An 11,608-nucleotide genomic window follows, 5' to 3' on the forward strand; every position below is an offset into this window, starting at 1 on the left:
CTCAATCCTCCTTCTGCAAATTCAACTTGATAATATATTGCATCCCGCCACCTTGAGGCCTTTCGACAGTAAGACTGTTACCAGACTTTTCAAGAATTGTTCTGCATATCGGTAGTCCAACCACTCCGGCAACACCAAGCTCCTGAGTGGAAGAAAACGGGGGTGACATGGTTTCCCAGGTGTCTTCGGTCAGGTTGCCATGCGGATCGTCAATTTCCAACATAACAACATTGTCCCACCACCTGCTGCTGACCACGATCTCGCCACCGGGAGATCTGTTCTCCAGCGAAGCAACCAGGAGAGTCCTCACGCAATAGGAGATCTGCTTGTAGTCGATAAACACCGTGGGGAGGTCATCGGCAAGCTCAAACCGGCACCCGCAGTCTGCGGCGGCAAATTTCTCCTGAAGATCCCGGCATGAGTCTTCCAGCAATTGATTCAGGTCCCAGCGGTCTTTTACCGGGTACAGGGAATCGGAATAGTTCAATATCTCCACAAGAACATCCTCAAGCTGGCGGACTTCCTGGATTATTGAGGAGAGGTATTCCTTCTTCGGATCATCGACATCGGCACTCTTGAGAAGCGACCGGGCAAAGCCGCCGATAACCATGAGCGGGTTCCTGATCGAGTGGGCAATACTCGAAGTGATTCGTCCCACCAAGGCCATTTTTTCCATCTTCACGATCAGTTCCTGCTGTTCCTGCAGCTTGCGATTGGCCAGAGTCAGCTTCTCCACCTCTTCGTGCAGCTGCTCGTATAGAGATGCCCGGACCAGGGCAAAAGCCACCGGAAAGGCAAAGGTCTCGATCGACTGAATGTCCTGATGGGTAATTGCCCGTTGGGTGATGAAGTTATCGGCTATCATTACCCCGATTTTGCGATTGCCCGATATAAGAGGCATGATCAGAAAACTGTCCACCCCCAGAATCTCGGCAAACTCCCGCGATACCAACGGATTGTTGAACGCCTCAACCACCAGGATCGGGCGCTTTTCGTAAAGAGAGCGGGTGAGAATATGGTCATGGTCATCCAGGGCTACCGTAAGTCGCTCCAGGATATCCTGAAACTTGACCTTTTCGGAAAAAAGCTTGTTTTTCTGGAAATAGTGCGCCATCTCCTTCAGCGTCAGATCGGTCTGTTCGACCTCTTGCCAGATGTGCCAAGCCTCTTCGATAGTCCTGGGGCCGACCCCAAGATATCCTCTCAGGTACTGCTGATCCTTGTCGCACATCAACAGGAAAGCCCTGTTCATGCCAAAACCTTTGCCAGCGGTTATCGCAGTCATTGCTACAGACAGGACTTCGTCCAGATCCATGGAGGTTTGCAAAACAGTGCTGAGTTCGTGAAGAAACCGGATCTCGCGGGTCTTGCTGTTCAGAAAGCCGTCCATTGACTCCAACCGGACCCTTAAATCCAGGAGTTCTGTGGACAAAACCTTCAAAAGCGTGGCCGACGGGACACCGGCACTGTCCATCTCATTCAGATCAGAAGCGAACCGCGGACAAGTCAGGCATTTCTCAACGATCCGCCGGTCGTAAGAAACAAGGAGGCTTTCTTCGCCTGGCTCAATGAAAGGGCAATCCTCAATTGAGATCGTATCTTTTCGCCAGCAGCATTGCAGGTTCAAAAACCCCTCCAGCCTCGTTGATGCGATATCAGCGGGTTTTAGTATAGCAGCCCTCGACACCATTTCAAGCAACAGACCGTACAGGCTCCGCATTCTTGCCATTTTCTGCAGGCCATGATAAGAATATGGCATTCGATTATGGCTTAGACAGGTAAGGGGATTACATGAAAATTTCCAGAGAAGATGTTGAAAAGGTCGCGGTCCTGGCTCGACTTGAATTGAGCAGCGATGAGATTTCCGCCTTAACCGGCCAGATGGACGCCATCCTGTCATACGTCGACAAACTGAACGAACTGGAGACTGACCACATTGTCCCGACTGCTCATGCCGTCCCACTGGAAAACGCCTTCAGGGTTGATGAAATCCGACCGTCCATCGGAGCGGAAAATGCCCTTTTTTCGGCTCCAGACCGGGTTAATGATTTTTTCCGGGTGCCGAAAGTGATCGAATGACGCCAAGCCTTGCCCTTCGAGAGCATCCCGTTCAAGCAGGCCACAAATACTACCCTGTCCCCTTTCCGCTCCAAGGCCTTGCCGCCCAAAAACATCAACCGCGTCTGCATCAGTAGACCGGTATATTTGACAGGAAGCGGGAGCCAGGCCTAAATACCTCCTGAGCTTGCATTAATGTCACCCCATGGTACGATTATTCACGCAATATTGCGGCTGGGGGAGGCAGAAACATGGAAGGACGAAGGCACAAGAGGGCGCAAATCAAGATCGGCTGCTGGATTGTGGGCCAGGACGGCGAATCCTGCTGCTGTTCCACCTATGATATTTCCGACAACGGGATCTCCATAACGACAACTACACCATTGCCTGTCGGCCAAACGGCATGCCTGCAGTTCTACACCCCTCAATCCGCCTCAGCCTTGTCCATATCTGCAGAGGTGATATGGAGCGATACCGGTCAAAACCCCGCCATGGGGCTCAGGTTTCTGGACATTACCGAAGAGGAACTGAGGATTTTAAGGGAAATGGCAAGCCAGATGCGGCAACGGGAAGTTCATGCCGCTCAGCGTCATGGCCGTTATTGAGCGTTCCGGAACAAGACCCCTTGATTTGACTTTCAAAGCGAATTTCGCTAGCATTGCACCTGTTTTCAAATAGATTTTTGCCCATTGAGGTGTCGTTGCAATGAGACTGCTGCTGTTCCTCATATTGTCCATGATAACGGTAATTGCAGTACCGGGATGCTCCAAGAAAGAGGCGACTGCTCCGTTCACGGAATCTTCCAGGCCGCAGGACGCGCCGGTAAAAGATGTCCCTAAAGATATCATGGTCTCCCAACAGGCGTTCATGGCTGTCGCAAAAACCGTTACCCCATCGGTAGTCAACATCTCCACAGTTACGAGAAAACGCGTTATTCAACCTTTCTTCGAGTTTTCGCCATTTTTTGACGACTTCTTCGGCGGTGGCCAACCCCGGCCGCGATACCGCAAGGAGAGCAGCCTGGGCTCCGGTTTCATTATCAACAAGGAAGGGTACATCATCACCAATGATCATGTGGTCAAGAATGCCGAGACCATCCAGGTAAAACTTTCGAACGACAAGGTCTACAATGCCAGAATAGTAGGTGAAGATCCCAAGACCGATATCGCCGTGATAAAGCTGATCGGCGCGGGAGACCTGCCCGTATCGGTGCTGGGAGATTCGGACAAACTGCAGGTGGGACAGTGGGCCATTGCGATCGGCAATCCGTTCGGTTTGGACCGTACCGTAACCGTCGGTGTCATTTCGGCCACCGGCAGGTCGAATATGGGGATCGAGACCTATGAGGACTTCATCCAGACCGACGCCTCCATAAATCCGGGCAACTCTGGGGGACCGCTCCTGAACGTCTACGGCGAGGTAATCGGGATAAACACGGCAATTGTCGCTGCCGGACAGGGCATCGGCTTTGCAATCCCGATCAATATGGCGAAAACAGTAATAACCCAACTGATCAAGAAGGGGAGTGTACCGCGGGGCTGGCTAGGGGTTTCCATTCAACCGGTGACCGAGGATATTGCCCGCTCCTTCGGCCTGAATAAAACCAAAGGAGCCCTGGTAGCTGAGGTGATGTCGGGAAGCCCGGCGGAACGGGCGGGAATCCGGCAAGGCGACATCATAACCCAGGTTGCGGGGAAAGAGATAAAAGATCCCAAGCAGCTGCAAATCATAGTTGCAGAGATACCGATCGGGCAGAAAACATCGGTCACGGTCTTCAGGGATGGGAAAAGCCTGTCCCTCTCCCTGACGATTGTCAGTAGTGACAGTGCGGAGGCCAGGTCACCGCGCTCTGCCGAGCCGAGTTCAGGATGGTTCGGGCTCTACGTGGAGGAAATCCCTCGATCCATGCGCAAATCAGGGGTGAAAGGGGTCGTGGTAACCCAAGTGGATCCCGAAAGCCAGGCGGCCGAATCCATTCAGCCGGGAGACATCATCACCTCCGTAAACCAACGGCGAGTCGCAAACCTGGATGAATATGCCAAGGCCATCAAGGAAGCCGAACAGCGAGGATCGGTTGCCCTTCTGGTGAACCGCGGCAACACCAGCATCTACGTAGTGCTCAGATTACGCTAGAATCTGGCCGAAGTTCATGTATACTGACAACATCGATTCCACCTTAAACTGGAAAAGGTTTTTTCCATGAATGTCATTGAAAATGTCGATCAGGCAAGGCGTCTGGCCCGCGCAATTCTCTCGGATGTGGCGCTTTACAACCAGGAAAAGGTCCTTGAGGGGATCAAGTCGGACAATATCTTTGAAATCCTTGCCGGAGAACTGGAAGAAGGCAGGCAGCATTTTGCATCAAGAGTGTCACCGGAACTTGCTTCCTCGAACATTTACGAGCTTGCGGTCGTTGATGTCCTGATCAAGCGGGCCGGCAAGATAGAATCCACAATCTGGTAGATGAAAATAACCGACCCTTTCAAGGCGCGATCTCTGGTCGTGCCTTCGCTATTTCCGGAACCCCGCCGTGAATTTCATTGATATCGTTTTCCCCTCTGACAGGCCCAGCGAACGTCTCGATCAGTTCATTGCCGCCAGCTTTGCCGAACTTTCACGGGCAATGGTTCACCGGCTCATCGAATCCGGCGATATCAAAGTGGCTGGACTTCAGGCAAAACCCTCGATGAAACTTAAAGGGGGCGAGCGCATTTCCGTCAACATGCCTGCTCCGGAAGCATGCGAAGCCATCCCCGAAGATATTCCGCTCGATATCCTGTTTGAAGACCGCGATGTCGTAGTGATCAACAAGCCCGCCGGCATGGTGGTTCACCCCGGCGCCGGCAACCGGGACGGCACGCTGGTCAACGCACTGCTCGGGCATTGCAAGGACCTTTCCGGGATCGGTGGCTCGATGCGGCCCGGGATAGTCCACCGGATCGACAAGGACACGTCAGGCGTGATCATTGCGGCAAAGAATGATCATTCCCATCAGTCGCTCGCCATGCAGTTCAAGGAACACACGATTAAACGTATTTACCTGGCACTGGTTTTCGGATCACCCAAAACCGATTCCGGCCATATAACTTCAGCCATCGGCAGGCACCCGGTCGACCGGAAGAAGATGTCGAGCAAGGCAAGACACGGCAAACAGGCAGTTACCCACTGGCAGGTTGTGGCTCGCTACGAAGGGGTGACCCTCCTGAAGCTCAGACTTGAAACCGGAAGAACTCACCAGATTCGGGTTCACCTCTCGGAAGCCGGATACCCGCTGGTAGGGGATCAATTATACGGCAGCGAAGGGCGATTGGCATCAATCCGCAACACACGGGTCCGCGCTCTCCTGAAAGGCCTGACCCGGCAGGGACTTCATGCCAAGACCCTTGGCTTTATTCACCCTGCCAGCGGGCAGTATATGGAGTTCGACACCCCCCTCCCCGAAGATATGAACCACATCGTGGCGCAGTTGGCCGAAAGCACCGTGCAATAAGTCAAGGAGCAAGTTGATGAAGCAGATAAAAAACGGCAGAATTCATTATATCGAGCCGCAATTCATTTTAAGTACAAAGGGTATATCCGCCGGGTTTACAACCCGGCACGAAGGGGTATCGCGCCCCCCGTACAATTCCCTGAATCTTGGGCTTAATACCAATGACTCGCCCCACAATGTCCAGGGTAACAGGAGCCTGCTCGCCAGGGCTTTCGGTGCGAAACTGGAGCAGTTGCTCACCGTCACCCAGGTTCATGGCACCGATCTACTGGTTCTGGACAGCCCCAATCAGGACGTAACTCACTTTCTCAAACTGGAATGCGACGGCATCATCACAAACCAGCCGGGAATAATGATCGGTATCGGGGTTGCCGATTGCGCTCCGGTCCTTTTGCTCGATCCGGTCAAGCGCGTGATAGCGGCACTGCATTCCGGCTGGAAAGGCACGGCTGCCGGTATCGTCCATAAAGGGGTAGGGGCAATGGTAAATGATTTCGGCTCTAATCCCGCTGATATGGTCGCCGCCATCGGCCCTGCCATCGGTCCCTGCTGTTATGAGGTCGATGAACCGGTCCGGTCGGCGTTTTCCACCCAAGATGGAATTTGGGCGCACGCCGCGGTCGAACAGGCCAAGGGGAAATGGAAACTTGACCTTTCGGCAGCGATCAGACTCCAGTTGACAGCAGCCGGGCTGCAACCGGACAACATTGAGTCGTCACAGCAATGCGTATCCTGTGTTTCGGAACTCTTCTATTCTTACCGGCGGGACAAGGGCGAAACCGGTCGGCACCTCGGCTTCATCATGTTGAAATGAAACCCCGCTGGCGGATTTTTACCGTATTTGCGCTCCTGTACGGCCTGGCCTATTTTTACCGGGTTGCAATGGCAGTGCTTGCCGATGATTTCTCCAAAGAGATGTCGATCTCTCCGGCCCAACTCGGCACACTTTCCGGGGCCTTCTTTTATGCCTTTGCATTTACCCAGCTCCCTTTGGGCCCTCTTCTGGACCGCTTCGGCGGTAAGATCATCGTAGTTATCACCGGATTGATCACCACCCTTGGCGTTATCACCTTTGCCTTCTCAGCTGACTATAATCAGGCGCTGCTAGGCCGGGTACTCATCGGTATCGGCTCGGCAACGGTGCTGATGGGGGCTCTGCGAGTATTCACCAACTGGTTTTCAGGAGTTGAGTTCGGGCGAGTTTCCGGTTTCATCATCGCCATGGGGAACATCGGCAACCTGGCAGCCACAGCGCCGCTCGCGTGGGCATCAACCCACATCAGTTGGAGAACCATATTCCTTTGCGTTGCCTGCTTGCAGGCACTATTCCTGTTGCTGGCCCAATTTCTGGTCACCGAAACCCCGACGCCTTCAGAACCGCAACATCAGGCCTCCTCGTCAATAAAGCTCGATGGGGTGAAAGAGGTGCTTTCCAACCGCTCATACTGGCTGATTTCTTTTACCGCCTTCAGCTGGTATGCCTGCTACATGGCGGTGCAAGGGCTATGGGGCGGTCCGTATCTGATGGAGACAATCGGCCTTTCCAAGGTGGGAGCTGGTCGCGTCCTGCTGGCAACCTCGCTGGGCTTTCTAGTAGGATGCCTGTTCGTAGGAGTCATTACCGAGAAGTTGACTCATTCCCCCAAAAGGACGCTTTTCTGTGGGCAAGCCACGCTGGTGCTCTTCATGTCGCTTTTTCTCGGCCCGATGGAGCATATTCCGGCACCACTCCTGAATCCGGTCTTCTTTCTGATGGGACTGGCCGTTTCCTCAGGGGTCGCCGTGTATCCCCTTGTCCGGGAAAGCTTCCACCATGGCATTACTGGAACGGCGCTCACCTCGGTGAACTTCTTCATCCTACTTGGAGCAGCCACCACACAGCAGCTCATGGGAACGATAATCTCCCGGTTCCCTAAAACACCGATGGGGGCTTATCCTTCTGTTGCCTACCACCAGGCATTTATGCTGCCGATCTCATTACTCGCTATTTCAACCGTACTTTTTCTCTGCGTTCGCGATACCCGCAGGATGCCGCCTGCCGTTTTCTCTGGTCAATGATTTACCACTTTGTTATAAAAGGCAGTCGCTATATTAACCTTTAAATCGTTTAGGAGGCCTGGAATGATGCGTTTCTTCACTTTCCTGCTGCTTGCCCTGGTCGCTCTGTTTGCCACCGGCTGTTCGCACAATTACTACAATATTCCGCGCGAATCATACGAAAAGAAGGTTCGTACCCTCGGTGTAGCACCGCTGTTCACTGATGCCGATTCGGATATCCGTCATCCCGACCGTGATATGCTGGTCGCCCTGATAAAAGACTTCAACCGCAAGAACGAACCTGAACTTGTTGCCGGGATCAAGAACAGCGGCAACTATTTTAGCGTAACGCTCTTGAACGAAGATCCCGACAAGCTGTTCGCCAACATCTTTTTCCGCAGGGAAAAGCGCGATGACGCCGGAATTGTGTACAACAAGTATTTCTACAAAGGGCCGGAAATTCGTGAACTCATCACCAAGAACAACCTTGATGCCTTGCTGTTGCTTGTTGTCAGTGGAATTACCACACGCGAAAACATTTATTCCAGCAACCTGATGTCCAAACTTGAGGCCGACTACAATTACCTGACGATCAGCGGGCAGATTATCGACTCAGAAGGGAATGTTCTCTGGGAATTCCCCAATTTCCGGCAGCGCCGGCTTTCATACCCGAGATTCATTGCTCTTCAGTACCCGGACTTTGACGAAGCCAATGCAAATGAGACCGACAAGGTCGACGTCAAGTTCAAGACCGTCCAGGGTATAAACAGGTCCCTGGGGAAGAGCTCGCCATCCCAGTTACGCAGAAATGCGGCGGTCTCTGACGTTTACGCCTCGATATTCGATGAGATGGTTGCCATGCTGCGCCACCCGACAAGCCCGTTCGGCGGGGAAAAGAAGGAAAGTCCGCCCGCCCAGCCCCGGCAACAGCCGCCAGCTGTTGAAAAGCCGCCTGTTACGGCCCCTGCCGACCCGGTAGCACCTACAAGCACAACGGCACCCCCGCCGCTAACAGTGCCGGCCAAAACTGAATCGCCTGCACCAATTGTTCCTCCTCCCGGTTCACCACCAGCCGAGCCGATTGCTTCACCATCGATTGCCCCCGCCAACTAGGTTCAAATATATCTCTTTACCAAAGGCCCGCCCTGATTAACAGGTCGGGCCTTTTTGTGCCAATATTGACACACCGCAATCCCCCTGTGCCATTTGTTGCACAATACGAAAATATTGGCTATTATAGGCCAAATCATTTCGAGCAACGGGCAATTCGAGGAGCAGCATGCAACCGATCGTAACACTTACCGACAGATGCAGAAAATGTTATTCCTGCGTACGGAGCTGTCCCGTCAAGGCACTCAAAATTGAGAAGACCCACCCCGAGATAATTTTCGACCGCTGCATCGGTTGCGGCAACTGCCTGGAGACATGTCCGCAGAATGCCAAGGTAATTGCCGACAAAGTCAGCACAACCGAACGGTATCTCGCTTCCGGCGAGCCGGTCATTGCCGTGCTCGGCTCCTCGTTTCCTACTTTTTTTCATCATGTTTCTCCTGGCCAGCTTGCCAGCGGATTAAAGAAACTGGGCTTTGCCGAAGTGCATGAAGGTTCTTTTGGGTCGGAACTTATAGCCCCGGCATATGCAAAGGCAATAGAAACCTCGACCATGCCGCTCATCTCGTCCCATTGCCCGGCTGTGGTCGACCTGATCGAACGACACTACCCGAAGCTGATCGAAAACCTTGTACCCGTGGTATCGCCAATGGTTGCAATCGGGCGTTTTATCAAGAGCGCAAGCAGCCAGCCCTTGAAGGTTGTCTACATAAGCTCTTGCATTGCCGCGAAATTTGAAATTCAGTCCGAAGGCGCTGCAGGCGCGATTGACGTGGTCCTTACCTATCAGGAACTCAATGGAATGTTCAGATCGCGTTCGATCTCGCTTCCCGCACTCACCGAGACCCCTTTTGATGGGATTCAGCCGCATCAGGGCCGCCTGTTCCCGATCACCACCGGCTCTTTCAGCGCCCTGTCCATAGCCACTAACCCGCTTGACACAGACGTCGTGACTGTCAGCGGCGAAGTCAACATCATGGGAGTAATCGGCGATCTGGCTTCGGCTCGAATAACCCCAAGAATAGCCGATCTCCGTTTTTGCTATCACGGCTGTATCGGCAGTCCCTGTGAAAACAGAGAGATAACAGAGTTCTTCAAGAGGAAGCTGATAATTACCCATTACCAAAAGAACTTCCCCTACCGTACTGCGGAAAAATATGTGGTAAAACGCGACCTATGGAATACAGCAAGGAGCTTTGAGAACAAGCATGTCAAGCTCCCCTCCCCGCGGGGGGGCGACATCAAAACAGTCCTCCAGACCACCAACAAATTCACTCGAAAAGACGAGCTGAACTGCCGTGCCTGTGGATACAAGTCATGTCGGGAGTATGCAGTCGCGGTTTTCCAGGGACTTGCAAACCTTGCGATGTGCCTACCCTATAATGTCCAGAAGCTTGAGGAAGACCGCGGCCTTCTTATCCAGAAATATGAACTGGCGCGCCGCGAACTTGAAAAGGAATACGGCGATGAGTTCCTGGTCGGGAATGATGAAAAGACCGTAGAGGTTGTCGGCCTGATCAAGCAGGTTGCCCCAACACCGACCACTGTCCTGATCAGAGGAGAATCAGGCACCGGCAAAGAGCTTGCGGCCAGGGCGATCCACAAATACGGCCTCAGAAACGACAAGCCGCTCGTCACCCTGAACTGCACCACTTTGACCGATTCGTTGTTGGAGAGCGAGCTCTTCGGCCACCGAAAGGGGTCGTTCACCGGCGCGTTGGCCGACAAGAAAGGGCTTTTCGAAGCAGCAGATGGAGGAACCATCTTTCTTGACGAGATCGGCGACATCACACCGAAACTTCAGGCAGAACTGCTGCGAGTCCTAGATACCGGCGAAGTAAGACCGGTCGGAGGAACCCAGTCAAAGAAGGTCGATGTGCGGCTGATCGCGGCAACCAACAAGAACCTTGAAGAAGGGATTCGCGATGGCTGGTTCCGGGAAGACCTGTTCTATCGGCTCAATGTCTTTACCATTACCATGCCCCCATTGAGAGAGCGTATGGGATCGCTCCCCCTCCTTGTGCACCACTTTCTCGAAAAGGCGCGTAAAAAGCTCAACAAGAACATTGTCGGCATCGAAGATCGCGCCATCAAGGCAATGATGCAGTACCAGTGGCCTGGAAACATCCGAGAGATGAAGAACGTCCTTGAAAGAGCCGCGGTGCTTACGCACGACGAGCTTATCAAACTCGGCAATCTGCCTCTGGTTTTTGCCGAAAACTATGCTGAGGGCGCCACCGATCCCCCGGATCTCCGCTCATTCAAAAATGAAAGAGAGCCGCACGTATTGCGGGTCGAAAAGAAACTGATTCAGCGTTACCTGTCAGATTCGGGCGGAAATGTTTCCAAAGCGGCCATGCTGGCAAACATCCCTCGCCGCACCTTTTACCGCCTGCTTGATAAGCATGGACTGAAAGGGCGCCACGAAAATCTACCGGAGAATTAGCCCCTTCACCTTACTGCCACTGCACCCCTCTCTCAACCTGTGCCAGCTGTGACAAAATTCCCCACTTTTCGCCAGACCGTGCCAAATGCGGCACACTTTGTATACACAATAGCAGCCCACAGAATCCCTAGCAATTATTATAGCCTTTAATATCAGCGAGTTATACACCATTAACTCGATTGGCACACCATTAGCATTAATGAGACAAGTTGCTCAACTAAAAACAAAACCACTGAAAAAATAAGGAGGCGATCACGATGGGGAAAATGAGAGAAAATCCGCGCTACAATGTTATTTCAATGAGGATTAGTGACGATGAGAGGGCCACCCTTGATGAAATCATGTACTCAACCAACAAGAGCGTTTCGCAGCTAATGCGAGAAGCTATGGAGATAATAAAGCTTCAGGCGAACACAAATATCAGAAAAGCTGCCTGAGGCTTAAAGATAAAGGCCTCGCACAGAGGC

The 11,608-nt window shown here is 52.9% G+C and carries 11 protein-coding genes; 10 read left to right on the forward strand and 1 reads right to left on the reverse strand.

From position 1 onward, the window contains the following. Position 1 precedes the first annotated feature (1 nt). Entirely contained in the window at positions 2-1,627 is a 1,626-nt protein-coding gene (locus OR1_RS07065) for a sensor histidine kinase (RefSeq protein WP_041970922.1), read from the reverse strand. A gap of 164 nt (positions 1,628-1,791) precedes the next feature. Here OR1_RS07065 and gatC point away from each other — a divergent pair, with 164 nt between their 5' ends. The 10 genes from gatC to OR1_RS07115 all read left to right on the forward strand — a co-directional run bounded on the left by gatC (position 1,792) and on the right by OR1_RS07115 (position 11,578). Then, positions 1,792-2,079 carry an Asp-tRNA(Asn)/Glu-tRNA(Gln) amidotransferase subunit GatC gene (gene gatC, locus OR1_RS07070; protein ID WP_041970923.1) on the forward strand — a complete coding sequence of 96 codons (288 nt, stop codon included), beginning with the start codon at positions 1,792-1,794 and terminating at the stop codon, positions 2,077-2,079. A gap of 230 nt (positions 2,080-2,309) precedes the next feature. Continuing rightward, the gene (locus OR1_RS07075; protein WP_041970924.1) at positions 2,310-2,663 is read left to right on the forward strand and encodes a PilZ domain-containing protein; all 354 of its coding nucleotides are present in this window, start codon (positions 2,310-2,312) and stop codon (positions 2,661-2,663) included. 100 nt (positions 2,664-2,763) lie between these two features. Continuing rightward, entirely contained in the window at positions 2,764-4,191 is a 1,428-nt protein-coding gene (locus tag OR1_RS07080) for a DegQ family serine endoprotease (RefSeq protein ID WP_041970925.1), read from the forward strand. Positions 4,192-4,257: 66 nt separating this feature from the next. Next, on the forward strand, positions 4,258-4,521 hold the full coding sequence (locus OR1_RS07085) for a hypothetical protein (RefSeq protein ID WP_041970926.1): 264 nt from the start codon (positions 4,258-4,260) through the stop codon (positions 4,519-4,521). A 67-nt stretch (positions 4,522-4,588) separates the two neighbouring features. Then, a complete protein-coding gene (locus OR1_RS07090; protein WP_041970928.1) occupies positions 4,589-5,548 on the forward strand; it encodes an RluA family pseudouridine synthase in 960 nt (319 codons plus the stop codon). A 16-nt stretch (positions 5,549-5,564) separates the two neighbouring features. Further along, positions 5,565-6,362, forward strand: coding sequence for a peptidoglycan editing factor PgeF (pgeF, locus tag OR1_RS07095; protein WP_041970929.1), 798 nt, complete (start codon positions 5,565-5,567; stop codon positions 6,360-6,362). After that, entirely contained in the window at positions 6,359-7,606 is a 1,248-nt protein-coding gene (locus tag OR1_RS07100; protein ID WP_041970930.1) for an MFS transporter, read from the forward strand. Before pgeF ends, OR1_RS07100 begins: the two co-directional genes overlap by 4 nt. Before the next feature lie 63 nt (positions 7,607-7,669). Then, positions 7,670-8,698: a hypothetical protein gene (locus tag OR1_RS07105; protein ID WP_041970932.1), complete on the forward strand. Its 1,029-nt coding sequence runs from the start codon at positions 7,670-7,672 to the stop codon at positions 8,696-8,698. A gap of 166 nt (positions 8,699-8,864) precedes the next feature. Continuing rightward, positions 8,865-11,141 carry a sigma 54-interacting transcriptional regulator gene (locus tag OR1_RS07110; protein ID WP_041970933.1) on the forward strand — a complete coding sequence of 759 codons (2,277 nt, stop codon included), beginning with the start codon at positions 8,865-8,867 and terminating at the stop codon, positions 11,139-11,141. 257 nt (positions 11,142-11,398) lie between these two features. Further along, positions 11,399-11,578 (forward strand): hydrogenase expression protein HypE, encoded by a 180-nt coding sequence (locus OR1_RS07115; RefSeq protein WP_041970934.1) that lies wholly within the window; start codon positions 11,399-11,401, stop codon positions 11,576-11,578. Positions 11,579-11,608 lie beyond the last annotated feature (30 nt).

It is taken from the genome of Geobacter sp. OR-1, assembly GCF_000813145.1.
Lineage (GTDB): Bacteria > Desulfobacterota > Desulfuromonadia > Geobacterales > DSM-12255 > Geoanaerobacter.